This is a genomic window from Streptomyces sp. NPDC031064 (assembly GCF_055570965.1).
On sequence record NZ_JBVIGF010000006.1, the window covers coordinates 153,495 to 177,098 of the forward strand.

Below are 23,604 nucleotides of genomic sequence, written 5' to 3' on the forward strand. Positions count from 1 at the left end.
GTTCGGTGTGTGAGGTGTGTGAGGAGTGAGCGATGAGCTTTGAGTCCGGTTCCGGTTCTCTGTGGATGGAGTACGCCCCGGGGCCCGCCCGGCCGGCCGTGGACGGTCCGGTGGAGACCGAGGTGGCCGTGGTGGGCGGCGGCATCGCCGGGCTCTGTACGGCGTGGGAGGTGGCCCGCGCCGGGCATCCGGTGGTGCTGCTGGAGGCGGACCGCGTCGCGTCGGGCGTGACCGGCCACACCACGGCGAAGCTGTCGGCGCTGCACGGCCTGGTGTACGCGGACGTCGCCCGCATCCACGGCGCCCGGGCCGCCCGGCTGTACGCCCATTCACAGCAGATCGCCATCGACCACGTGGCGGAGGTGAGCGAGGAGCTGGGCATCGACTGCGACCTGGAACGGCTGCCCGCCTACACGTACACGGAGGATCCGGCGAAGGCGGACCAACTGCGCGCGGAGGCGGAGGCGGCCAGGGCGGCGGGGCTGGAGGCCTCGTACGAGACCGACGTGCCGCTGCCGTTCCCGGTGGTGGGCGCGGTCAGGGTGGAGAACCAGGCGCAGTTCCATCCGCGCAAGTACCTGCTGGGGCTCGCGGCCGACCTGGAGGTGCTGGGCGGGCGGATCTTCGAGCGGACCCGGGTGACGCGTCTCCAGGAGGGCTCGCCGTGCGAGCTGACCACGAGCACCGGGCACACGATCAAGGCGCGTGACGTCGTCATCGCCACCCATTACCCCGTCTTCGACCGGGCGCTGCTGTTCACCCGGCTGGAACCGAAGCGGGAACTGGTCGTGGCCGGGCCGATTCCGGACGCGCAGGACCCGGGCGGGATGTTCCTGACGTGGGAGGACAACACGCGGTCGGTGCGGACGGCGCCGTACGGCGAGGAGGGGCGGCGGATGCTCATCGTCACGGGTGAGAAGTTCACGCCCGGCACGGTCGACGAGGGCGAGGTCGGGAGGCACTACGAGAAGCTCTCCTCCTGGGCGCGGGAGCGCTTCGAGGGCGTCGAGCTCACCCACCGCTGGGCGACGCAGGACAACGTCACGACCGACCGGGTGCCGTACGTGGGGCGGCTGCACGCCGGGTCCCGGCACGCGTACGTGGCGACCGGTTTCGCCGGGTGGGGCATGAGCAACGGGGTGATGGCGGGCGATCTGATCGCGTCCCGGATCCGGGGCCGCGAGCCCGCCTGGACGAGCCTGTACGACCCGGTGCGGCTGCATCCGGTGCGCGAGGCGCCCGCGATGCTGCGGCTCCAGGCGCAGGTGGGCAAGCACTTCATCGGCGACCGGCTGCCGGGCGCGCACGCCGACTCGACGGCCGACATCCCCCGGGGCGGCGGAGCGGTCGTCCGGGTCGGGGGGCGGCGGCTCGCGGTGCACCGGGACGCGGCGGGCTCACTGCACGCGGTGTCGGCGCGCTGTACGCACCTGGGGTGCATCGTCCACTTCAACGACGAGGAGTGCGCGTGGGAGTGCCCGTGCCACGGCTCGCGGTTCGACGTGGACGGCAAGGTGGTCCAGGGTCCGGCGCTGCGGCCGCTGGAGCAGATGGACGTGGATCGGATGGACGAGGAGCACATCGACGAGGAGGAGTACGAATGACGTCGGCCGCTGCCCCGCGCCCGGCTCCCCTGGGCACGACTTCCGGGCGCCCGGATGCCCCGCGCGCGGGTGCCCAGGGCCCGGTTTCCCCGCGTCCGGGTCCCCTGCCGGAGGAACGGGGCCCGCTGTCGGCGGCGGTGCTGCGCGTGCTGCGGGGCGGACTGGCCCCGGAGGTGACCGTGGCCGGCGCCGACCCGCTGGGCGAGGACCTCCAGCTCGCGCTGTACCTGTCGTACGAGCCCCACTACCGGGACCTGGAGGGCGTCGCCGCCGAGCGGGAGTGGGACGCCGGTCTGCTGGGGCTGCGCCGCCCGATGGAGGAGGCGTTCCTGGGCGCCCTGCGCGAGGCGGTGCCCGGTGGTGACGACGTCGCGGCGGCACTCGCCCCGCTGCTCGTCGAGCCCGTCGACGGTCACGGGGTGTCGCACCGGCTGATGGACCACGGGACCTGGGAGCTGATGCGGGAGTACCTGGTGCACCGCTCGCTGTACCAGCTCAAGGAGTCCGATCCGCAGGCGTGGCTGATCCCGCGCCTGGAGGGGCAGGCCAAGGCGTCACTGGTGGCGGTGGCGTACGACGAGTTCGGCGCCGGGCGGGGTGAACGGGTGCACGCGCGGCTGTTCGCGGACCTGATGGACGGGGCCGGGCTGGACCCCTCGTACGGCCGCTATCTGGATCTCGCCCCGGCCACCACGCTGGCCACGGTGAACGTGATGTCGCTGTTCGGGCTGCACCGCTCCCTGCGGGGCGCGGCGGCGGGGAACTTCGCGGTGCTGGAGATCACCTCGCCGCCGGGTGCCCGGCGGATGGCGAAGGCGCTGGAGCGGCTGGGGGCCGAGGAGCGGTGTGTCCGGTTCTTCACGGAGCACATCGAGGCGGACGCGGTCCACGAGCAGGTGATGCGCCGCGACGTCCTGGGCGACCTGCTGGACCGGGAGCCGGACCTGGCCGCCGACGTGGCGTTCGGCATCCGGGCCACGGTCTGGCTGGACGAGCTCTGGGAGAACCGGGTGCTCACGGCCTGGGACGCCGGCCGCTCGTCACTGCGCGGCCCGCTGCCGGCGGTGGGGGCGGGCCGGGCACGGCGGCGGGGGTGAAGCGGCAGGCGCCAGGGCCACGCGGCACGGTGGTGGTCGCGTGGCCCGTGCGCTGAGTGGGTCAGGGGAGGAGTTCGTCGAGGGCGGCCTTGCCCTTCTCGGCCAGCCTGCGTTCAGCCCAGGCCAGGTTCTTGGGGTTGACGTCACGTCCTGAAGCGAGCACCAGGTCTTCCGCGTTGAATTCGCCTTCGGCGCCGCTGTGCAGAAGCCTGTCGGGCGTGACGCCCTCTCGCTTGGAGGTCGAATCGGGCTCAGCGTTCATGCCGCCTCCTTGCTTGTCCTGAAGTCATTGTCGTCGCCGGGTACCCGGATCGCATCCCCTACACCATTCGGGTGGGTGCGGCGGCGGGGGCACGGCCGCGCATCACCCTCCGCATGGGGCTCGTCGCGCACAGCGAGGGGGCGGTCGCCAGCTTCGCCTGGCCCGCGAGGCGGCCCGCCCGCCGCCCGCGCGGGGCGTCAGCGTACGAGCGCGGCGGCGGCCCGGAGCGGGAGGGCGCTTCCCTCGGCGTGGGCGCGGGTGTAGGCCCGGTCGTCCAGGACCGCGCGCAGTTCGGCCTCGGCGCGGGTTCTGATCTCGGCCTCCGCGTCGGCTGACAACTGGCGGAAGCCCGTACCGGCGGGACCGTCGGTGTGCCGGTCGTACGCGCCGAGCAGCCGCGCCCCGTCGTGCGGGTCGCCCTGGTGGGCCATGGCCCAAGCGGCGGTGGGGAACTGGGTGAGGATCAGGTGCGGGGCGACCAGGTACGCCAGGCCCTCCAGGCTGCGGACGGCCGCCGCCAGACGTTCCCGGGCGCGCCCGTGGTCGCCGTCGAGGCAGTCCAGCCAGCCGTGCAGGCCGAGCAGCATCCCGGTGAACATCTCGGCCGTACCGGGCGTCAACTCCTCGTGAGCCGTCGCCAGTTGGCGTCGGGCGAGGTCGACCCGCCCGGTCCGGCCGTAGTGCTGGGTGAGCAGCAGCCGGGCGGTACTGACCGCCTCCACGCCGAAGCGCGCCGCGTCCTCGGCCGCCTCCAGCAGCAGGCGCTCGGCCCCGTCGCGCTCCGCCGGGCCGGTCACGGTACGCAGCCGGACGGACGCCAGCCGGGCCCGGAAGACCGCCACCTGGCCGCGCGCCCCGATCCGTTCGGCGCCCTCCATGGCCCGCTCGAAATCCCGGGCGGCCTCGGCGTACCTGCCCGCCCGGTCGTGCGCCTCGCCCCGGGCCGACAGCGCCTCGGCGACACCCCAGGAATCACCGGCCTTCTCGAACCGTTCCAGCGCCTCGGTGGCGTCGCCTTCAGCGTCCGGCACCAGCCTGGCCCGCATCAGCAGGGCGAACCCGAGATCAGCGTCGTCGCCGTACTCCCGGGAGCACGTCACGTACGCGTCCATCGTCCGGCCGAGGCCGTCGAACTCGCCGAGCATCAGCCGGACGAAGAACCACATGGCGCCCGGCTGGCGGCCGTTCTGCGGCATACCGGGGCGGTACGCGTCGGCGACCGCCTCCAGATACGGGCGGCCGGCGCCCTGGCTGCCGTCGGCGGCCAGCCCCATCAGCCGGACGCCGCGCCGCGCCTCCCACACCCGTTCCTCGGGCCACGGCGGCGGCGTGTCGGTGCACCCTCCGGGCAGCGGCACGGCGGGGCGCACGGCGTGGCCCTCGGGCGGCACGAACGGGTCGGGGCCGAGCGCGGCGACGGCCGACGGCCAGGTGCGGGCGTCGCCGAGGTGGCCGCGCAACTGCCAGAACCAGCTCATGGACAGGGCCAGGCACAGTCCTTCCTGCTCCTCCCCCAGGTCGACGGCGGTGCGCAGGGCGGCGCGGATGTTGTCGTGCTCGGTGTCGAGCGTCTCCAGCCAGGCGGTCTGGCGCGGGCCGCGCAGTTCACGGTCGGCGGTTCGGACCAGCTCGCGGACGGCGGCCAGGTGGCGGCGGGCCGTGCGCTCGTGCTCCCCCGCCTCGGCGAGCCGCTCGGCCGCGTAGTCGGCGACGGTCTCCAGGAGCCGGTAACGCATCCCGTCCCCGGCCGGTGAGGGGGTGGCGACGACGAGCGACTTGTCGACCAGCGAGGTGAGGCGGCCGAGCGTGTCCGGTTCGGCGCAGACCTCCTCGGCCTGCGCCAGGGAGCAGCCGCCGGAGAAGACCGACAGTTTCCCGAGGACCGCGCGCTCGGGCTCATCGAGCAGGTCCCAGGACCAGTCGACGACCGCGCGGAGGGTCTGCTGGCGGGGCAGCGCGGTGCGGCTGCCCCGGTCGAGGAGGCGGAAGCGGTCGTCAAGCCGGCCGGCGATCTGGCGGGGGGTGAGGGCGCGCAGCCGGGCGGCGGCCAGTTCGATGGCGAGCGGCAGCCCGTCGAGACGGCGGCAGATCTCGGCGCACGCCTCCGGGTCGTCGTCGGTGCGGAAGCCGGGGCGGGCGGACGCGCCCCGGTCGGCGAGCAACTGGAGCGCCGCGTCCCGGGGCAGGGGCTCGACGGGGTGAACGCTTTCGCCGGGGGCGCCGAGCGGTTCGCGGCTGGTGGCGAGGACGGTGACGCCGGGGCAGTCGGCGAGCAGCGTCTCGGCGAGGGCGGCCGCCGCGCCGGCGAGGTGCTCGCAGTTGTCGAGGACGATCAGGAGGCGGCGCCGGGCGCAGTGGTCCACGAGGTGGCCGACCGGGTCGCGGGCCGGGGTCTCGGCGCCCCAGCGCAGCGGTTCGCGGGCCCGGAGGGCGTTCAGCACGGCCTCGGGGACGCCGGCCTCGTCGCGTACGGGACCGAGTTCGGCGACCCAGGTGCCGTCGGGCCAGGCGTCCGCCACGGCCTCGGCCGCCTCCAGCGCCAGGCGGGTCTTGCCGACGCCCCCGGGCCCGAGCAGGGTGACCAGCCGCCGTTCGCGGACCGCCGCCGTGAGGGCGGCCAGGTCATCGGCGCGCCCGACGAAGGAGGTGAGCCGGGCCCGGAGGTTACCGGGGGTGGGGCGGGCGGCCCGGGGGCGTTCGGGTGCCGTGTCCGGCGCGAGCAGTTCGGCGTGCAGCGCCTTGAGCTCCGGCCCCGGGTCGGTGCCGAGCCGGGTGGCGAGGCGGGTCCGCACCTCCTCGTACGCGGCCAGTGCCTCGGCGGGGCGGCCGGCCGATCGCAGCGCCCGGATGCGCAGCGCGGCCAGCGGCTCGTCGAGCGGCTGCTCGGCGGCCAGTTCGGCGAGGCCCGGCAGGGCGCCCTCGGCGCGGCCGAGCGCGACCTCGGCGGCGAGCCGGTCCCGGCGCGCCTCGGTGCGGCGGCGCTCGGCCCGTACGGCGAGGGGGTCGCCGTCCCGCCCGGGCAGGTCGGCAAGGGCGGGCCCGCGCCACAGGTCCAGCGCCTCGTCCAGCAGCCGGGCCGCGGTCGCCGGGTCGCCGCCCCGGAGCGCGGCGGCACCGTCGGCGGCGAGCCGCTCGAAGCGGAACAGGTCGACGTCCTCGGGCCGGACGTCCAGCCGGTACCCGCCCGGTACGGAGGCGAGCGCACCGGGCCCCAGCGCCCGGCGCAGCCGTCCGACGAGGGCCTGCAAGGCGGCCGTCTCGTCGGCGGGCGGGGTGACGGTCCACATCTGCGCGGCCAGGTGCCCCACCGGCACGGCCCGCCCGCCGGCCGCCGCCAGCGCGGTGAGCAGCGCCCGCAACCGCGCCCCGGCGACCGGGACCTCCGTCCCGTCGGGGCGCAGCACCCGCGTCGACCCGAGCACCCGGTAGCGGGACGTCACCGAACCCCCCACCGTGGAACTCCCCACCGCGGAACTCCCCACCGGGGGGCTGTCCGCCGCCGCCGCGCCCTCCGCCTCCGGCCCTTCCGTCATCCAACCGCCCGCCGCCGAACCGACTCTCCCGGAACCCTTCGTCACCGGCTCATTGTCACCCTCCGGAACGGTCGGCGCCGCCGCGCAGGGCGCACAGCGCGTGGTCGACCGCCGCCTCGGCCCGGGCGTCCTGTTGTTCCGTGAGCGTGCTCGACGAGATCACCACACTGACCCTGCCGTCGGCGGTGACACCGTTGTTGGTGATGTACCCGGGTGTTCCGCCGGAGTGCGCGTAGTACCAGCCGCCGCACGTGAGGCGGTGCCGGAAGATACCGAGCCCTGCCTCCTCCCCGGGCCGGTCCGTCGGGACGGTGGTCAGCATGGTCCGGAGCTGGGCGGGCGGGAGGAGGCGGTGGCCGAGCAGGGCCCGCCAGAAGGTGGTGAGGTCTTCGGTGGTCGATATGATCTCGCCGGCCGACTCGGCCCAACTGGGGTTCTGTTCGGTGCTGTTGAACAGCCGGCCGGTGGCCTTCTCGCGCGTGTACCCCTCGGCATGGGGTGACGGCAGCGAGGCGGAGACGCCCGGGGTGAAGGTGTGGCGCATGCCCAGGGGTGCGATGATCCGGCGATGGACCTGGCCGCGCCAGGACTCCCCGGTGACCCTCTCCACGATCATGCCGGCGAGCAGGAAATTGGTGTTGGAGTAGGAGTGCCCGGTGCCGGGCGGGAAGAGCGGCTGGTGGCGCAGCGCGAGGGCGACGAGCCCGGCCGGCGTGTACGTCCTGTGCCGCTGCCGGAGAAACTCCCGCTCGTCCAGGAAGTCCTTCGCCATGCCGTCGGTGTAGTTGGGCAGGCCGCTGGTGTGCTGGAGCAACTGGCGTACGGTGATCCTCCGTCCGTCGTTTCCGTTGCCGCGCACCACTCCCGGCAGCCACCGGTCCACCGGGTCCTCCAGTGACAGCCGCTTCTCGGCCGCCAGTTGCAGGATGACCGTGGCGATGAACGTCTTGGTGTTGCTGCCGATCCGGAAGTGGCCCCCGTACGGCACCGGGCGCGAGGTGCCGAGCACGGCTGTTCCGCTGCGGGCGTGGATCCGCCGGTGGTCGGTGGTGACCTGGGCCTGAACACCGACCACTCCGGTCTCCCGGATGGCGTCCAGGTCCCTTCGCAACTCCGCCCGGCCATACCCGGGCGCGCCGGATGCCGGGGTGACCGCCGTGGATAACGCGAGGGCGGACGTCGCGACCACCAGCGCGACTTTGCGGACGAGCGGGGACAGGGCGGCGTCGAACATGTGTGATCCCTCCGGATTGGTGATCACACGCTAAAGAACGCCACTGCCTCCGGGCCATGGTGCACACACCCGCCCCTCCGGTGGTGCTGCCCCCACCGCGGCCCACCCGCTGACCACCAGTCACGTGTGTGCGGCGGTGCCGGCCGCAAGTCCCCGGGCGAGGCACTCGGTCAGGCGGGCGGCGATGCGGCCGTCGGGATCGAGGCGGGGGTTGAAGATGGTGACGCCGAGCCCCCGGGCCCGTTCGTCGGCGAGCGCCGTCCGCAGCACGGTTTCGAGTTCCGCCCAGCTCAGCCCGCCGGGCAGCCGGTAGTCGACGGCGGGCATGACCGCGTCGTCCAGGACGTCGGCGTCGAGGTGGACCCAGTAGCCGTCGTTGCCGCCTCCGGCGAGCCGGTCGACCGCCCGGCGTGCCGCCGCGGCGGCGCCCATCGCCCGTACGCCGTCGAGGTCGATGGCGCACAGCCCGGGCGGGAGGGGCTGCATCCCGGCCGCGGCGGATTCCTCCGCGTCCCGGAAGCCGAGGGCGACGACGTCCTCGTCCCGCAGCAGCGGCCCACGGCCTTCGAGGTCGGTGAGGGACCGCGGCCCCCGGCCGGTGGCGAGGGCGAGTTCCATCGACGCCGCCTCGCCGGCCGGTTCCGCCGCCGGCTGGTAGAAGTCGGTGTGACCGTCCAGGAAGAGCAGTCCGGGCCGGCCGCGGCGGCGCAGCGCGAGGAGGTTGCCGAGCAGGACGGTGCAGTCGCCGCCGAGCACGACGGGGAAGCGGCCGGAGTCGAGGGCGCCGCCGACCGCGTCTGCCAGGGCGGCGGAGTACCGCGCGATGCCGTCCGGGTTGAGCACCCCGGTGTCGCCGTCGCGCCTCGGGTCGTACGGGGGCGGTTCGACGCGTCCCGCCCGTACCGCTCCGAGGCGGTCGGCGAGGCCGGCGCCGAGAAGCGCCGCCGGCAGGTCCTGAACGCCGGAGGGCCGCAGGCCCAGCACCGAGGGCGCCTCGATGATCACCGGTTGCCGCACATCCGAATCCGCCATGAACCGGGACATTACCGTCGGAGCCCCTGCCGGGCCGGGCGGCACCGGCCGGCAGGGGCCGCGCCGTCACTCGTAGGTGATGTCCGACGCCGTGTAGCGGCAGTACGTACCGTCGGGGCCACTGCCCGTCTGGACCGGCTCGGCACCGGTGTTGTTGCCGGTGAAGCGTACGCACGGCTTGATCTTCTTGCTGCTGTCGCCGTGGATGCGGATGTTGCGGAGGGTGGCGGTGTCGCCGTAGTTGGTGTTGATCCCGGCGATGCTGCCACCGGGTGCGGTCACGTCGACGTTGTCGACGACGATGGTGCGCTTGTACTGGGTGGAGCAGTTGCCGCAGGAACGGACCAGCTTGCCGAAGTCGGAGGCCTGGAAGCCCGTGATGGTCAGCTTGCCCGCGCCGTTGAACTGGAAGACCTTGTCGGACGCCTTCCTCGCGCCGCCGCCGGTGACCGTGTAGGTGGCGCCGGCCGACTTGGACCTGAACGTGGCGGCGTCCTCGCCGACGTCCTCCCACCAGACGTTCTGGAGCGTGCAGCTACCCATGCAGTGGACGCCGTCGGCGGCCGGGGAGCCGAGGACGACGTTCTTCAGGACGGCGCCGTCCGCGAGCTTGAACAGCGGGGCCTGGCCCTCGTCCTGTCCGCCGTCGCCGAGGTCTCCGGTGCCGTAGTGCCGCTTCATGCCACCGTCGTACGGGGTTCCGGCGGGCACCGAGATGGTCGCCGGGACGGGCTTGCTGCCGTTGGGGGCCGGCCAGGCGGCCGCGGCACCGGCGGTGGGGAGGGTGACGCCGGCGGTGATGGCGGCTCCGGTCAGGGCGACCGCGCCGGTGAGCGCGGCGATGACGCGGCGGCCGGTACGCCGGGTGGAGCGGTGGGCCCGTCCAGGGCGTGCGGGCCGTGCGGCGGCTCGTTGACTCATGTGTCCCGTTTCCTTCGTGTGGGGGTGAGACCTTGCACCTGCTGGTCGTCGCCGCCACCGGAAGGGTTGCCGCCGGCCGATGCCTTCTTGGACGCGGATGGCGCGGCCAGGGGGCGAAGTCGCCGCGCAGCGAGGTCCGTTCACCTCCGCTGCCGGTCGCGGTGACGGTGTAGTGGTCCCGGTCGGCGGCGCGGGCGCCCTCGGCGTGGTTGTACCGGCCCGCGAAGACGTGGCGGCCCGCCGGTGCGGTGCGGCCCGGTTCGAGCGTCCAGGCGGCCGGGAGGCCGCCAGGGTGCTGTTGCTCTGGGCCCAGAAGCGGTTGCTGTGCGGGTCGGCAGCCCCCTCGGCACGGAGGGGGACGGCGGGCTGTGCGGTGACGCTCTGGTCCCTCCCAGGCGGGAGACCGGGTGGCCGCCATGCCGCGCTCCACGCGCGCGTGGATGCGGGCGCGGTCCGGGTGATGCGCCCCGGCCACTGCCCCCAGGCGGCGCTTCAACTCGTCCATGTCTCGCCCACGAGGTGCGTCGCGGCCCGGTTGCCGAGGAGCCGTTCGAGCTGGGCCACACCCTTGGACGTCTGGCTCTTCACCGTACCGACCGAGATCCCGAGGGAGAGGGCGGTGTCCCGTTCGGACAGGTCGAAGGCGTGGCGCAGCACGACGCAGGCGCGTTTGCGGAACGGCAGGGTACGCAGGGCGCCCTGGACGTCCACGACGGACGGTATGTCCGGGCCATCGGTGTGCGGGGAGTGCTGGGACCAGAACAGGGCGATGCGGCGGCGTTCGCGGACGGCGCTGCGGACGCGGCTGCGGGCGAGGTTGGCGACGACGCCCCGGGCGTAGGCGGCGGGGTGCTGGGCGGCCCGGACGCGGTCCCAGCGGTGCCAGAGGGCGAGCAGGGCGTCGGCGGCGAGGTCGTCGGCGGCGTCGGCCTCACCGGTCAGCAGGTGGGCGAGGCGGGCCAGTTCGGCGTAGTGACGCTCGAAGAAGTCGCGGAACTCCGTGGCTTCGTCGGCGGAGGGTGTCCCCACGGCGGCCTCTCCCTGCGCGTCGTCGCGCCCTGCGTCGGTGATGTCGTCTGCTCGGCCGGGCCCCCGCGGGCGACGCCTTCCCGTGCGGGCCCGTCGCCCTCGTGGGAGCGCGAGGCGCGATCGTAGCAAGCGCTTGCCGTCGCGTGTCAGCCCCCGAACGCGGTGGCCTCCAGGCCCTGTCCCGCGTCCGGCAGCACCAGGAGCGAACCGGCGAGCGGCTCGGGGCGGGCCAGCCCCGTGCGGGCGGTGGTGACGTAGAGGTCCCGCAGCCCCGGGCCGCCGAAGGCGCACGCGGTGGGACGGCGCACGGGCAGTTCGACGACCCTGTCCAGGGTGCCGTCCGGGGTGTAGCGGCGGATCGCGGCGCCGTCCCAGAGGGCGACCCAGACGCAGCCGTCGGCGTCGACGGTGAGGCCGTCGGGGAAGCCGGCGCCGCGCTCGACGGTGGCCAACGGCCGCCGACCGGTGACCCGTTCGCCGCCGTCGGTCACGCGGCACACGTCGATACGGCGGGTGGGGCTGTCGATGTAGTACATCAGGGTGCCGTCGGGGCTCCAGCCCGTACCGTTGCTGACGGCGACGGCGGGGAAGACGGTGGCGGCGGTCCCGTCGGGGGCGATCCGGGTGAGGGTGCCGCCGCCGGCCGCCTCGTCGTAGCGCATCGTGCCCGCCCACAGCGCCCCGTCGGGGGCGACGGCAGCGTCGTTGCCGCGCCGCCCGGGGACGGGGTCGTGGACCAGCCAGCGGAAGGCCGCGCCGCCCACGCCCGCGCCCCCGTCGCCACGCCCGTCGTCGCCCCCGCCGTAGAGCCCCACGCCGTCCCGGAGGTTGACCACCAGTCCGCCGCCCGCCCGCGGCTTGGCCGCGCCGACGTGCTGCTCGGTGGCCGTGACGGTACGGCGGCCGCTCTCCGGAGCGTAGGTGTGGACGCGGGAGCCCAGGATGTCGACCCAGATCAGCCGCCGCGCGGCCGCGTCCCAGGTGGGCCCCTCGCCCAGCTCGGCGCACTCCCGTACGGCGACCTCCACGCGCCCCACCGGACCACGGCCCACCGAACCGCGCCCCACCGGACCGCGCGTCACCGGACTCCGCCCCGGTGGCCGAGGCTCACGGAGAGGTCGTCGGCGCCCTTGGCGGCGAGCTCGGCGAGCTCGGCCTCGCGCTTCTCGCTCCACCGGATCATGGGGACGGAGATGGACAGGGCGGCGACGACCCGGCCGGCGCCGTCGCGCACGGGGGCGGCGACACAGCTCACGTCCGGGTTGGACTCCTGGTGCTCGGAGGCGATGCCGCGCTCGCGGATCGCGGCCAGTTCGGCCCGCAGCTCCTCGGGGTCGGTGATGCTGTTGGCCGTCATCCCTGCCAGCTCGCGCCCCTCGATCCGGGCGTCCAGCTCGGCCGGCGGCAGGGAGGCGAGGAGCATCTTGCCGACGGAGGTGCAGTGGGCCGGGAGCCGGCGGCCGGCGGCCGAGACCATGCGGACCGCGTGGGTGGAGTCGACCTTGGCGATGTAGATGACGTCGGTGTCCTCCAGGATGGCGACATGGACGGTCTCGTCGCACGTCTCGGCGACCTCCCGGGCGACCCGCTGGCCCTCGGCGGCGAGGTCGAGTTGCTCGGCGTACCGGCTGCCGAGCTGGTAGGTGCGTACGCCGAGGCGGTAGCGGCCGGGCTGCTCGGGGAGCGGGACCAGGTAGGAGCGGGCGGCGAGGGTGGTGAGCAGTTCGTGCACGGTGGTGCGGGGCAACTGGAGCTTGCGGGTGACCTCCGGTGCCGAGAGGGTGCCGTCGCCCTCCAGGAACAGCTCCAGGATGTCGAGCGCCCTGGTCACAGCGGGAACGAGACGTCCCATACCGTCCACCCACCCCTTCGTTCGAGATTCCGGCCGTTGGCCGGTATGACGAACACAGGCTAACCGCAGCCCACTTCGCCGGCAATGGCCATACGGGCGGCACACGAGCCCCGGTCGGCGAACAGACCCTGCACCAACCATTGACAGCCACCGAGGGGCTGATTACGGTCACGCCAAGATTTCGAACGTGTGACGAAATATCGAACGAGCTCGAGAGGGCAACTGCGGTGCGCATCACGGGAATCAGCACTCATGTCGTCGGGACCCCCTGGCGCAATCTCACCTATGTGCTCGTCCACACCGACGAAGGGCTCACCGGTGTCGGCGAGACGCGCATGCTGGGCCATACGGACGCGTTGGCCGGTTACCTCAAGGAGGCCGAGGCCAACCACATCGCCGGGTCCGACCCCTTCGCGGTCGAGGATCTCGTACGCCGGATGAAGTACGGCGACTACGGCCGGGCGGGTGAGATCGTGATGTCGGGCATCGCGGTCGTCGAGATGGCCTGCTGGGACATCAAGGGCAAGGCGCTGGGGGTGCCGGTCTGGCAGTTGCTGGGCGGCAAGGTGACCGACAAGGTCAAGGCGTACGCGAACGGCTGGTACACCACCGAGCGGACCCCCGAGGCGTACCACCAGGCGGCGAAGGAGGTCATGGCGCGCGGTTACCGGGCGCTGAAGATCGACCCGTTCGGTACCGGCCATCTGGAGCTGGACGCGGAGCAAACCCGGTACGCGGTGTCGCTGATCGAGGCGGTGCGGGACGCGATCGGGCCGGACGCCGAGCTGATGCTGGAGATGCACGGGCGGTTCAGCCCGGCCACGGCCGTGCGGCTGGCGAAGGAACTGGCGCCGTTCGCCCCGGCCTGGCTGGAGGAGCCGGTGCCGCCGGAGAACCTCAAGGCGCTGGCGAAGGTCGCCGAGAAGGTGGACCTGCCGGTGGCGACCGGCGAGCGGATCCACGACCGGATCGAGTTCCGGGAGCTGTTCGAGTCGCAGGCGGCCGACATCATCCAGCCGGACCTGGGGCACATCGGCGGCATCCTGGAGACGCGCAAGCTGGCCGCGACCGCCGAAACGCACTACATGCTGGTCGCCCCGCACAACGTGGGCGGCTCCGTGCTCACCGCCGCCTCCCTCCAACTGGCCGCCTGCACCCCGAACTTCAAGATCCTGGAGCACTTCAACGACTTCGCGGACGCGGAGATCAAGAAGGTCGTCAAGGGCGCGCCCCAGGTCGACCCGGCCACCGGCTGCTTCGAGGTGTCGCACGCCCCGGGTCTCGGCGTCGAGCTGGACGTGGACGCGGCGGCCGAGTTCCCGCAGCAGCGGGCCCGGTTCGACCTGTGGGCCGAGGGCTGGGAGAAGAGGGCGCCGAAGTGAGCGGCGCGCCACGCAGCCGGGCGCTGGTCGTCGACCGGCCGGGCACGCACCGGCTGGTCGAGCGGGACGTACCCGAGCCGGGGCCCGGCGAGGTCCTGGTGCGGGTCGCCGCGGCCGGGATCTGCATGAGCGACCGCGAGGTGTACGACGGCCACCGGGACGCCGCGTACGTCCGGTACCCGGTGGTCCCGGGCCATGAGTGGGCCGGGACGGTCGAGGCGGTGGGCGCGGGCGTCGCCCCGGCGCTGGTCGGCCGCAAGACGGTCGCGGAGGGGTTCCGGGCGTGCGGGGTGTGCGAGCGGTGCCGGTGCGGGGAGACGAGCCTGTGCGCCGGGGGCTACGCGGAGACCGGGTTCACCGAGCCGGGGGCCTTCGCCGACCACGTCACCCTGCCGGCGCGACTGCTGCACCCCCTGCACGACGACGCCGACCTGCGGGCCGCGGCGCTGCTGGAGCCGGCCGCCGTGGTCGCGGCGGCGGTACGGGCTGGGCGCCCGCGCCCGGGTGAGCGGGTCGCCGTGGTGGGCGCCGGCACCCTGGGGCTGCTGGCCGTGCAACTGCTGGGCGCCTCCTCCCCCGCCGAGCTGACGGTGATCGATCCGCGGGCGGCGCGGGGCGAGCAGGCGCTGCGGTTCGGCGCCGGCGAGTCGGTGGGCCCGGCCGAGGCGGAGGCGCTGCGGGGACGGTTCGACCTGGTGGTCGAGACGGCGGGGGCACCGACCACGGCGGCCTCGTCCTGCCTGCTGGCGCGGCGGGGCGGCCGGGTGGTGCTGACCGGGATGTTCACGCCCGGCGCAGCCGGGATCGACCCCGTCCACCTGTCGCTGAGCCAACTGGAGATCCGCAGCGTCTTCGGCGCCCCGTCGTCGGCCTGGTCGGACGCGGTACGGGCCTTCGGGCTCGGGCTGCTCGACCCGGCGCCGCTGATCACGCACGAGTTCCCGCTGGAGCGGTTCGCGGACGCCGTCGCGCTCGTCGGCGGCGGCGACCCCAAGACCGGCAAGGTGCTGCTGCGGCCGTAGGCCGTCGCCGTAGCCACCCGCCGTATCGCCCTGCCGTAACCACCCGCCGCAAGCCGTTCCCCGAAGCCCCCCCGACGCAAGCCCCCCGGAAACCCCAAGTCCCGCAGACCTCAGTCCCGCAAACCCCCAAGCCCCGCACACCCCAGTCCTCACACCCCAAGTCCCGCAGACCGCACGCCCCCAGACCGCGAGCGCCCGCAAGCCCCTCCCCCAGACCGCAAGCCGCGCCGCGACTCCCCCGCCCCGGGCCGCCGACGCGCGTAACGGCGGCTCCCCATGCCGTACGGCGGTACGGGGCGCCCTGCCCGCATCCCGTACCGCCGTACACCCACTCCCGCGAACCACGTCCGAGATACCGAACATAGGAGCCCTGTGACCGCCCCGTCAGTACCCCGCCGTCCCGGCGCCGACGCCCTGGCCGCCATCGGCCATCCGGCACCCGTCGCCGACCCGGCCGACGCCTCGCCGCACACGTTCCCCGACGGGGGCACCTGGCGCACCGAGATTCCGTCCGTGGAGGGCCCGGAGGCCCTGGCCGTCGTCCTCAAGGAGAGCTCCCGGCTCGACGTCCCCGTCCACCGGATCAGCCAGGGCAGCGGTGTCTGGATGCTCACCGACACCGAGATCACCGAGATGGTGGAGTCCTGCGCGGAACGCGACATCGAGCTGTGCCTGTTCACCGGCCCCCGCGGCACCTGGGACATCGGGGCGGGCACCCGCACCGACTCGGGCGGCGCCGGGCTGCGGGCCCGCGGCCACGACGCGCTCGCCGGCTGCGTGGAGGACGCCTGCCGCGCCACCTCGCTCGGCGTGCGCTGCCTGCTCGTCGCCGACGAGGGCGTGCTGTGGACGCTGCACCGGCTGCGCGTGGCGGGGCACCTTCCCGCCGACACCACGTTCAAGCTGTCCGCGCTCACCGGACCGGTCAACCCGGCCTCGTACGCCGTGTACGAGCGGCTCGGCGCGGACTCCATCAACGTGCCCTCCGACCTGACCCTGGACCACCTCACCGAGATCCGGCTGGCCGCCCGGGCGCCGATGGACATGTACGTCGAGGCACCCGACGACCTCGGCGGCTACATCCGGATGTACGAGGCTGCCGAGCTGATCCGGCGCGGCGCCCCGCTGTACCTGAAGTTCGGACTGAGCCGCTCCCCCGGCATCTACCCCTACGGCGCCCAACTGCGCGACACCGCGCTCGCCACCGCCCGCGAACGGGTGCGCCGGGGGCGGCTCGTCCTCGACCTGCTGGCCCGGCACGGCGCGGACGGCGGGATGTCCCCGCTCGGCTCGCGGCTGCCGGGCGAACTCCACCGTTTCCCCGTCCCGGTCACCGTCCCGGAAGGCGAATGACCATGCGCATCTCCCGCAGAACCGCCGTGGCGGCGTCGCTCGCCGCGCTGCTCACCCTCTCGCTCACCGCCTGCGGCCAGGAGGCCAGGGGCGGCAGCCGCTACAAGCCCGCCGGCGGCAAGGGCGGCACCATCGGGCTCGCCATGCCCACCAAGGCATCGGAGCGGTGGATAGCCGACGGCGAGAACATGGCGGAGCAGTTCCGGAAGGCCGGGTACGAGACCGACCTCCAGTACGGCGACGACAAGGTCGAGAACCAGATCGCCCAGATCGAGAACATGATCACCAAGGGGCGCAAGCTCCTGGTGGTGGCCGCGATCGACGGCTCCGCCCTCACCGAGGTGCTCCAGCGGGCGGAGGACGCGGGCATCCCGGTCATCGCGTACGACCGGCTCATCATGGGCAGCGAGCACGTCGACTACTACGCGTCGTTCGACAACGAGCGGGTCGGCGAGCTGGAGGCGAAGTACATCGTCGACGCGCTGAGGCTCGGCCCGCCGACCGCCGGCGGGAAGTCGTACAACATCGAGCTGTTCGCGGGCTCTCCGGACGACAACAACACCAAGTACTTCTGGAACGGCGCCATGAAGGTGCTCCAGCCGTACATCGCCGGCGGCCGGCTCGTGGTGCGCAGCAAGCAGACCCGGATGAACCAGGCGACCACACTGCGCTGGGACGGCGGCACCGCGCAGAAGCGGATGGACGACCTGATCAGCAAGAACTACGGCGAGCAGCGCGTCGACGCGGTCCTCTCCCCGTACGACGGCATCTCCATCGGCATCATCTCGGCCCTCAAGAGCGCCGGTTACGGCACCAAGAGCCGGCCGCTGCCGGTGGTGACCGGGCAGGACGCGGAGCTGGCCTCGGTGAAGTCGATCATCCGGGGCGAGCAGACGCAGACCGTGTTCAAGGACACGCGCAAGCTCGCCGCGCAGGCGGTGAAGATGGGCGACGCCGTCCTCAACGGCCGCGAGGTCGAGGTGAACAACACCACCGACTACAACAACGGCAAGAAGACCGTGCCCTCGTTCCTGCTGGACCCGGTCAGCATCGACAAGTCGAACACGAGGCTCCTCGTCGACGAGGGCTACTTCACCGCCGGGCAGCTCCAGTGACGCGGCCCGCCGAAGTGACGCGGCCCGCGGCGGGGACGCCCGTCCTGGAGATGCGCGGGATCACCAAGACGTTCCCCGGCGTCACGGCGCTCTCCGGGGTGAACCTGACGGTGCGAGCCGGGGAGATCCACGCGATCTGCGGCGAGAACGGCGCGGGCAAGTCGACGCTGATGAAGGTGCTCAGCGGGGTCCATCCGCACGGTTCGTACGAGGGCGAGATCCGGTTCGAGGGCGAGCCGGTGGCCTTCAGGGACATCCGGGCCAGTGAGCGGCACGGCATCGTCATCATCCACCAGGAGCTGGCGCTCGTCCCCCACCTGTCGATCGCCGAGAACATCTTCCTCGGCAACGAGCAGGCCACCCGTGGGGTCATCGACTGGAACGGGACGCTGCGCCGGGCGAGCGCGCTGATGAAGCGCGTGGGGCTGCGCGAGAAGCCGCAGACGCCGGTCGCCGGCATCGGTGTGGGCAAGCAGCAGTTGGTGGAGATCGCCAAGGCGCTGGCCAAGGAGGTGAAACTGCTCATCCTGGACGAGCCGACGGCCGCGCTCAACGACGAGGACAGCGCGAAGCTCCTCGATCTGATCCTGGAGCTGCGTGACCAGGGCATCGCGAGCATCATCATCTCGCACAAGCTGAACGAGATCCGGCGGATCACCGACGCGGTGACGATCCTGCGCGACGGGCGGACCATCGAGACCCTGACGGTGCGTCAGGCACCGGACGACGAGCCGGTGCTGTCGGAGGACCGGATCATCCGGGGCATGGTCGGCCGCGACCTCGACCAGCGCTTCCCCGACCGCACGCCGTACGAGGGCGAGGACGCGGGACAGGTCGCGCTGGCCGTGCGCGGGTGGACGGTCCGGCACCCGGTCGACCACCAGCGCACGGTCGTCGACGACGTGTCGCTGACCGTCCGGCGCGGCGAGATCGTCGGCATCGCGGGGCTGATGGGCGCGGGCCGCACGGAGCTCGCCATGTCCCTCTTCGGGCGCTCCTACGGCCAGTACGTGGCCGGGACGGTCGAGGTGGGCGGGCGCGAGGTGGTGACGAAGACCGTGCCGGCGGCGATCGGGGCGGGTCTCGCGTACGTCACCGAGGACCGCAAGGCGTACGGCCTGAACCTCATCGACAACATCAACCGCAACATCTCGCTGGCCTCGCTGTCCGGGATGCGGCGGCGCGGCGTCGTCGACGAGCACCACGAGCGCAGGGTCGCCGAGCGGTACCGCACCACCATGAACATCAAGGCGCCGACCGTCTTCGAGCAGGTGGGACGGTTGTCGGGCGGCAACCAGCAGAAGGTCGTCCTCAGCAGGTGGATCCACGCCGACCCCGAGGTGCTGATCCTCGACGAGCCGACGCGCGGGATCGACGTGGGCGCCAAGTACGAGATCTACACCGTCATCGACCGGCTCGCGGCGCAGGGCAAGGCCGTGCTGTTCATCTCCTCCGAACTGCCGGAGCTGCTCGGGATGTGCGACCGGATCTACACGATGGCCGAGGGCCGGCTGACCGGTGAGGTCGCCCGCGCCGAGGCCACCCAGGAAGTCCTGATGCGCCAGATGACCATGAACAGAAGCTGAGGCCCCGTCATGACCACCACGACCACTTCCCCGCGCCCCCAGCCGAAGGACGCGCCACCACAACCGTCGGCCGCGTCACTGCTCCTGAACGGGGTGCGCGGCAACATGCGGCAGTACGGCATGCTGATCGCCCTGGCGTTCATCGTCGTGCTGTTCCAGATCTGGACCGACGGCACCCTGCTGCTGCCGAACAACGTCTCCAACCTGATCCAGCAGAACGGCTACATCCTCATCCTGGCCATGGGCATGATGATCGTCATCATCGCCGGCCACATCGACCTGTCCGTCGGGTCGGTCGTCGCCTTCGTCGGCGCCATGTCGGCGGTGATGATGGTCAAGCACGACATGCCGTGGGTACTGGCCCTGGTGCTGTCGCTGCTGATCGGCGGGGTCGCGGGCGCCTGGCAGGGCTTCTTCATCGCGTACGTCGGCATCCCGTCGTTCATCGTGACGCTGGCCGGCATGCTGCTCTTCCGGGGGCTCACGCAGATCGTCCTGGAGGGCCAGTCGATCGCCCCGTTCCCCGAGGGCTTCCAGAACATCGCCAAGGGTTTCATCCCCGAGATGGGCCCCTACACCCAGTACCACAACCCCACCCTGCTGCTCGGCCTCGTCGCGGTCGTCTTCCTGCTGCTGCGCGAGTGGCGCGACCGGCGGCGGCAGCTCGCCCACGAGCTGGACGTGCTGCCGTTCGGCCTGTGGGCGCTGAAGTGCACGGCCATCACAGCCGCGGTGGTGGCGTTCACGCTGACGCTGGCCAGCTTCCACGGCGTACCGGTGGTGATGCTCATCATGTGCGCGCTGCTGATCGGGCTGGGCTATGTGATGCGCAACGCGGTGATCGGGCGCCATGTGTACGCGCTGGGCGGCAACAAGGCGGCGGCGCAACTGTCGGGCGTCAAGGACAAGCGGGTCACCTTCCTCGTCTTCGTCAACATGGGCGTGCTGGCGGCGCTGGCGGGCTGCGTGTACGCGGCGCGACTGAACGCGGGCACCCCGCAGGCGGGGCTCAACTTCGAACTGGAGGCCATCGCCGCGTCGTTCATCGGAGGTGCCTCCATGAGCGGCGGCGTCGGCACCGTGATGGGCGCCGTGATCGGCGGCCTGGTGCTGGGCGTGCTGAACAACGGGATGTCGCTGGTCGGCATCGGCACGGACTACCAGCAGGTCATCAAGGGCCTGGTGCTGCTGGCGGCGGTCGGGTTCGACGTCTGGAACAAGCGCAAGGCCGGCAAGTAGCCCTCACCCTTCGCAAATTCGGGAATTCGGAAGTTCAGGACTTCGGGAGTTCGCATGGAAACGAGCAGACGGACGGTACTGGCGGCGGCGGCCGCGACGGGACTCACGGCGGCGGGCTCCCCGTCGTACGCCTCGGACAGCGGGCCGGGGAAGCCGGTGAAGGAGCTCTTCGGGACGCTCGCCGACGGCACGAAGGTGCACCGCTGGACGCTGCACAACGGCGGCACACGGCTGAAGGTGCTGTCGTACGGCGGCATCGTGCAGTCCCTGGAGACACCGGACCGGCACGGCCGGTACGCCAACGTGTCGCTGGGCTTCGACGACCTGGACGCCTACGTGTCGTCGTCGCCGTACTTCGGCGCGCTGATCGGCCGGTACGGCAACCGCATCGCGGGCGGCCGCTTCACCCTGGACGGCAGGGAGTACCGGCTGTCCGTCAACGACGGGCCGAACAGCCTGCACGGCGGGGCCCAGGGCTTCGACAAGCGCGTGTGGGACGTGGAGCCGTTCACCGGCGCCGCGGGGGTCGGGCTGGTGCTGCGGTACGTGAGCGCGGACGGCGAGATGGGCTACCCGGGCACGCTGCGGGTGAGGGTGACGTACACCCTCACTCCGCGCGGGGACTGGCGGATCGACTACGCGGCGACCACCGACCGGGCCACGGTGGTGAACTTGACGAACCACACGTACTACAACCTCGCCGGCGAGGGCAGTGGCGACATCCTCGGCCATGAGCTGCGGCTCGCCGCCTCCCGCTACACGCCCGCCGACGCCACCCTGATCCCGACCGGTGAGCTGGCGCGGGTGGCGGGCACGCCGTTCGACTTCCGGCACGGGAAGAGGATCGGCGAGGACATCCGCACGGCGCACCCGCAGGTGGTCCTCGCCAAGGGGTACGACCACAACTGGGTGCTGGACAAGGGCGTCACGGACCGTCCGCAGCCCGTCGCGACGCTGCGCGACCCGGGCTCGGGGCGCACGATGACGATCGCGACGACGGAGCCGGGCGTGCAGTTCTACTCGGGGAACTTCCTGGACGGCACGCTGGCCGGGCCGTCGGGGCGCACCTACCGGCAGGGCGACGGGCTGTGCCTGGAGACACAGGCCTTCCCCGACTCGCCGAACCAGCCGTCCTTCCCCTCGACGGTGCTGCGGCCGGGCCAGACGTACCGGTCGGTGACGGTGCACGGCTTCTCGGCGCGCTGACGGTTCCTACGCCGGCGCGACCGTACGGACGAGGAGCAGGGCGATGTCGTCGTCGCGGGGTGCCGAGCCGTGGGCGTGGCCGATGAGCGTGTCGGCGAGGTCGTCCAGGCTCCGGGCCCCCGCCTCGGCGAGTCTCCCGGCGAGTTCGGCGGTCGCGTCGTCGATGTCGACTCCGGGCGCCTCGACGAGGCCGTCGGTGTAGAGGGCCAGTACGGTGCCGATGGGCAGGGTGACTCCGGCCGTGGGGTAGTCGGCGGCCGGGTCGATGCCGAGGAGGAGGCCGGGAGGCAGGTCGAGCGCCTCGGTGTGCCCGTCCGGGTGGCGCACCAGGGGCGGCGGGTGCCCGGCGGTGGCGAGCAGCGCCCGGTGGTGCTTGAGGTCGATGTGCGCGTACAGGCAGCTCGTGAACAGGCCGGGGTCGAGGTCGGTGAGCAGCCGGTTGGTGCGGGCGAGGACTTCGCCGGGCGGCGCGCCGGCGCTGGCGTGGACGGCCGCCCGTACCTGGCCCATGAGGGCGGCCGCCTCGGTGTTGTGGCCCTGGACGTCGCCGATGGTCGCGGCGGCGCTCGTGCCGCCGAGCCGGATCAGGTCGTAGAAGTCGCCGCCGATGCCCGTGCCGTGTCCGGCGGGGAGGTAGCGGGCGGCGACCTCCAGGCCGGGGACGTGGGGCAGGGTGTGCGGGAGGAGGCCGGCCTGGAGGCGGTGGGCGAGCTCCTGCTTGCTGTCGTAGAGCCGGGCGCGGTCCAGGGCCTGGGCGATCAGTCCGGCGAGGGAGGTGAGGATGGCGCGCTCGCCGGGGTGGAAGGTGCGCGGCCGGTCGTAGGCGAGGACCAGCGAGCCGACCGGACGGCCGGAGGCGATCAGCGGCAGGAAGGCCCAGGCGGCGTCCGCGGTGTCCAGGACGATGGCGGAGGGGTAGGCGCTCTCCAGTTCGGCGCGGCTGCCGAAGAAGAGCGGGGTCGCGGTGGTCAGGACGCGTGCGGCGGGGGTGTCGGAGGCCAGCGGCGCGTGGTCGAAGCGGGCCATGGTCCCGGCGGTGTAGCCGCGGTGGCCGACCACCCGCAGCCGGCCCTCCTCGGCGGTGAGCAGGGCGAGGGAGCGGGCGCCGAGGGCGGGGGTGATCTGGTTGGCGGCCTGGTCGACCACGTCCTGGACGCCGGCGGCCTCGGTGAGCGTGGCGGCCAGGTGCATCAGGTGGTACAGGGCGGTGGCCCGGCTGGGCAGCGGGGAGTGCGCGGTGTGCTCCGGGTCGGGGACGGCCGCGCCGGGTTCCTGTCCCGGCTCCGGCCCGGGCGGGGCCGGTGTGACGCGAACGCTGATGCCGGAGGCGTCCGGGTACAGCTCGAAGCACAGCCAGTGGCCGGGCGGGCGCAGGACGGTGAACGACGTGGTCCGGCGGCTGATGACCGCGGCCCGGTACCGGTCCTCCACGGCGGGGTCGTCCATCCAGGGCAGTGCCTCCCACGGGAGCGCCCCGGTCAGTTCGCCGGCCTCGGCGCCCAGGAGGTCGGCGGCCGCGTCGGTGAGGTAGGTGATGCGCCCGTTGAGGTCGAGCGCGCAGCTCCCGCCGGGCAGGCGGTCGATGAACTCCACCGCCGCCGTCGCCTCGATGGGGCCGGGGGTGCGCCGGCCGGGCCGTACCAGCCGGGGCTGCGGGTCCGGCAGTACGGGGGTGCCGCGGCCGGCGGCCCGTTCCAGCACCAGCGCCATCCGGTCGCAGACGTCCCGGACGGCGTCCTCCTCGTGCCCGGCGAGCCGCGGCGGATGGTCCCCGGGCCACAGGAGCACCAGCCCGCCCCGGACGCCCCCGTCGCCGTCGCCGGGGATCGGGGCGGCGGCCAGCGAGAACGGGTACGGCAGGACCAGCCCGGGCCGGGGGTAGCGGCGGGCCATCTCCTCCCGGTCGCCGATCCACACCAGACGCCGCTCGGCCACCGCGTCCGCCACCGGCACGGGGTCGCGGGGCCCGACCCGCGTCCACGGGGCGGCGAACTCCAGGGAGACGCCGCTCAGCAGCGCCAGGCGCAGGGCGCTGTCCCCCGGCGGCAGCAGGTAGACCATGCCGATGGAGGCGCCCGTCCGGCGCATCACGTCGGACAGCGCGGCGCCCAGCGACCGCAGGCCCGAGCCCGCCTCC

The 23,604-nt window shown here is 73.3% G+C and carries 18 protein-coding genes; 9 read left to right on the forward strand and 9 right to left on the reverse strand.

The features are described from left to right. The first annotated feature begins 32 nt into the window (after window positions 1-32). Together ACZ46W_RS22455 and ACZ46W_RS22460 are read left to right on the forward strand one after the other, a co-directional pair. A complete protein-coding gene (locus ACZ46W_RS22455) occupies window positions 33-1,604 on the forward strand; it encodes an FAD-dependent oxidoreductase (RefSeq protein ID WP_468340147.1) in 1,572 nt (523 codons plus the stop codon). Continuing rightward, the gene (locus ACZ46W_RS22460) at window positions 1,601-2,701 is read left to right on the forward strand and encodes an iron-containing redox enzyme family protein (RefSeq protein WP_468340149.1); all 1,101 of its coding nucleotides are present in this window, start codon (window positions 1,601-1,603) and stop codon (window positions 2,699-2,701) included. Before ACZ46W_RS22455 ends, ACZ46W_RS22460 begins: the two co-directional genes overlap by 4 nt. A gap of 61 nt (window positions 2,702-2,762) precedes the next feature. Here ACZ46W_RS22460 and ACZ46W_RS22465 read toward each other — a convergent pair whose 3' ends face one another. From ACZ46W_RS22465 to ACZ46W_RS22500, 8 genes are all read right to left on the reverse strand, one after another. Continuing rightward, the gene (locus ACZ46W_RS22465) at window positions 2,763-2,963 is read right to left on the reverse strand and encodes a hypothetical protein (protein ID WP_189551108.1); all 201 of its coding nucleotides are present in this window, start codon (window positions 2,961-2,963) and stop codon (window positions 2,763-2,765) included. 197 nt (window positions 2,964-3,160) lie between these two features. Further along, complete coding sequence (locus ACZ46W_RS22470) at window positions 3,161-6,430, reverse strand: ATP-binding protein (protein WP_468340151.1); 3,270 nt, start codon at window positions 6,428-6,430, stop codon at window positions 3,161-3,163. Window positions 6,431-6,551: 121 nt separating this feature from the next. Next, window positions 6,552-7,730 carry a serine hydrolase domain-containing protein gene (locus ACZ46W_RS22475; RefSeq protein WP_468340153.1) on the reverse strand — a complete coding sequence of 393 codons (1,179 nt, stop codon included), beginning with the start codon at window positions 7,728-7,730 and terminating at the stop codon, window positions 6,552-6,554. Window positions 7,731-7,850: 120 nt separating this feature from the next. Further along, on the reverse strand, window positions 7,851-8,762 hold the full coding sequence (locus tag ACZ46W_RS22480; RefSeq protein WP_468340155.1) for an arginase family protein: 912 nt from the start codon (window positions 8,760-8,762) through the stop codon (window positions 7,851-7,853). Window positions 8,763-8,828: 66 nt separating this feature from the next. Next, entirely contained in the window at window positions 8,829-9,683 is an 855-nt protein-coding gene (locus ACZ46W_RS22485) for a pectate lyase (RefSeq protein WP_468340157.1), read from the reverse strand. A gap of 492 nt (window positions 9,684-10,175) precedes the next feature. Next, on the reverse strand, window positions 10,176-10,712 hold the full coding sequence (locus ACZ46W_RS22490; protein ID WP_468340159.1) for a SigE family RNA polymerase sigma factor: 537 nt from the start codon (window positions 10,710-10,712) through the stop codon (window positions 10,176-10,178). Between the two features lie 146 nt (window positions 10,713-10,858). Next, window positions 10,859-11,740 (reverse strand): SMP-30/gluconolactonase/LRE family protein, encoded by an 882-nt coding sequence (locus ACZ46W_RS22495; RefSeq protein ID WP_468340161.1) that lies wholly within the window; start codon window positions 11,738-11,740, stop codon window positions 10,859-10,861. A 50-nt stretch (window positions 11,741-11,790) separates the two neighbouring features. Then, window positions 11,791-12,564, reverse strand: a complete 774-nt coding sequence (locus ACZ46W_RS22500; RefSeq protein ID WP_468340163.1) for an IclR family transcriptional regulator — start codon at window positions 12,562-12,564, stop codon at window positions 11,791-11,793. A 227-nt stretch (window positions 12,565-12,791) separates the two neighbouring features. On the opposite strand from ACZ46W_RS22500, the gene ACZ46W_RS22505 reads away from it, so the two are divergent. The 7 genes from ACZ46W_RS22505 to ACZ46W_RS22535 all read left to right on the forward strand — a co-directional run bounded on the left by ACZ46W_RS22505 (window position 12,792) and on the right by ACZ46W_RS22535 (window position 21,467). Further along, window positions 12,792-13,946, forward strand: a complete 1,155-nt coding sequence (locus tag ACZ46W_RS22505; RefSeq protein ID WP_468340165.1) for a mandelate racemase/muconate lactonizing enzyme family protein — start codon at window positions 12,792-12,794, stop codon at window positions 13,944-13,946. Then, window positions 13,943-14,968 carry a zinc-dependent alcohol dehydrogenase gene (locus ACZ46W_RS22510; RefSeq protein WP_468340167.1) on the forward strand — a complete coding sequence of 342 codons (1,026 nt, stop codon included), beginning with the start codon at window positions 13,943-13,945 and terminating at the stop codon, window positions 14,966-14,968. The genes ACZ46W_RS22505 and ACZ46W_RS22510 overlap by 4 nt, the downstream gene beginning before the upstream one ends. A 372-nt stretch (window positions 14,969-15,340) precedes the next feature. Then, window positions 15,341-16,321, forward strand: a complete 981-nt coding sequence (locus ACZ46W_RS22515) for a hypothetical protein (protein ID WP_468340168.1) — start codon at window positions 15,341-15,343, stop codon at window positions 16,319-16,321. Window positions 16,322-16,323: 2 nt separating this feature from the next. Beyond that, a complete protein-coding gene (chvE, locus tag ACZ46W_RS22520; protein ID WP_468341133.1) occupies window positions 16,324-17,436 on the forward strand; it encodes a multiple monosaccharide ABC transporter substrate-binding protein in 1,113 nt (370 codons plus the stop codon). Between the two features lie 50 nt (window positions 17,437-17,486). Continuing rightward, complete coding sequence (mmsA, locus tag ACZ46W_RS22525) at window positions 17,487-19,022, forward strand: multiple monosaccharide ABC transporter ATP-binding protein (RefSeq protein ID WP_468341135.1); 1,536 nt, start codon at window positions 17,487-17,489, stop codon at window positions 19,020-19,022. A 9-nt stretch (window positions 19,023-19,031) separates the two neighbouring features. Continuing rightward, on the forward strand, window positions 19,032-20,261 hold the full coding sequence (gene mmsB / locus ACZ46W_RS22530) for a multiple monosaccharide ABC transporter permease (RefSeq protein ID WP_468340170.1): 1,230 nt from the start codon (window positions 19,032-19,034) through the stop codon (window positions 20,259-20,261). A gap of 54 nt (window positions 20,262-20,315) precedes the next feature. Then, the gene (locus ACZ46W_RS22535; protein WP_468340172.1) at window positions 20,316-21,467 is read left to right on the forward strand and encodes an aldose epimerase family protein; all 1,152 of its coding nucleotides are present in this window, start codon (window positions 20,316-20,318) and stop codon (window positions 21,465-21,467) included. 6 nt (window positions 21,468-21,473) lie between these two features. On the opposite strand, the gene ACZ46W_RS22540 is transcribed toward ACZ46W_RS22535, so the two are convergent. After that, the gene (locus ACZ46W_RS22540; RefSeq protein ID WP_468341138.1) at window positions 21,474-23,555 is read right to left on the reverse strand and encodes a SpoIIE family protein phosphatase; all 2,082 of its coding nucleotides are present in this window, start codon (window positions 23,553-23,555) and stop codon (window positions 21,474-21,476) included. Between the last annotated feature and the right edge of the window lie 49 nt (window positions 23,556-23,604).

Excerpts from the sequence above, each read along its gene's own strand:
- chvE (WP_468341133.1), top strand. The coding sequence starts at position 16,324 with ATGCGCATCTCCCGCAGAACCGCCGTGGCGGCGTCGCTCGCCGCGCTG.
- ACZ46W_RS22540 (WP_468341138.1), bottom strand. The coding sequence starts at position 23,555 with ATGCGCCGGACGGGCGCCTCCATCGGCATGGTCTACCTGCTGCCGCCG.
- ACZ46W_RS22500 (WP_468340163.1), bottom strand. The coding sequence starts at position 12,564 with ATGGGACGTCTCGTTCCCGCTGTGACCAGGGCGCTCGACATCCTGGAG.
- mmsA (WP_468341135.1), top strand. The coding sequence starts at position 17,487 with ATGCGCGGGATCACCAAGACGTTCCCCGGCGTCACGGCGCTCTCCGGG.
- ACZ46W_RS22535 (WP_468340172.1), top strand. The coding sequence starts at position 20,316 with ATGGAAACGAGCAGACGGACGGTACTGGCGGCGGCGGCCGCGACGGGA.
- ACZ46W_RS22465 (WP_189551108.1), bottom strand. The coding sequence starts at position 2,963 with ATGAACGCTGAGCCCGATTCGACCTCCAAGCGAGAGGGCGTCACGCCC.
- ACZ46W_RS22460 (WP_468340149.1), top strand. The coding sequence starts at position 1,601 with ATGACGTCGGCCGCTGCCCCGCGCCCGGCTCCCCTGGGCACGACTTCC.
- ACZ46W_RS22480 (WP_468340155.1), bottom strand. The coding sequence starts at position 8,762 with ATGGCGGATTCGGATGTGCGGCAACCGGTGATCATCGAGGCGCCCTCG.
- ACZ46W_RS22475 (WP_468340153.1), bottom strand. The coding sequence starts at position 7,730 with ATGTTCGACGCCGCCCTGTCCCCGCTCGTCCGCAAAGTCGCGCTGGTG.
- mmsB (WP_468340170.1), top strand. The coding sequence starts at position 19,032 with ATGACCACCACGACCACTTCCCCGCGCCCCCAGCCGAAGGACGCGCCA.
- ACZ46W_RS22485 (WP_468340157.1), bottom strand. The coding sequence starts at position 9,683 with ATGAGTCAACGAGCCGCCGCACGGCCCGCACGCCCTGGACGGGCCCAC.
- ACZ46W_RS22455 (WP_468340147.1), top strand. The coding sequence starts at position 33 with ATGAGCTTTGAGTCCGGTTCCGGTTCTCTGTGGATGGAGTACGCCCCG.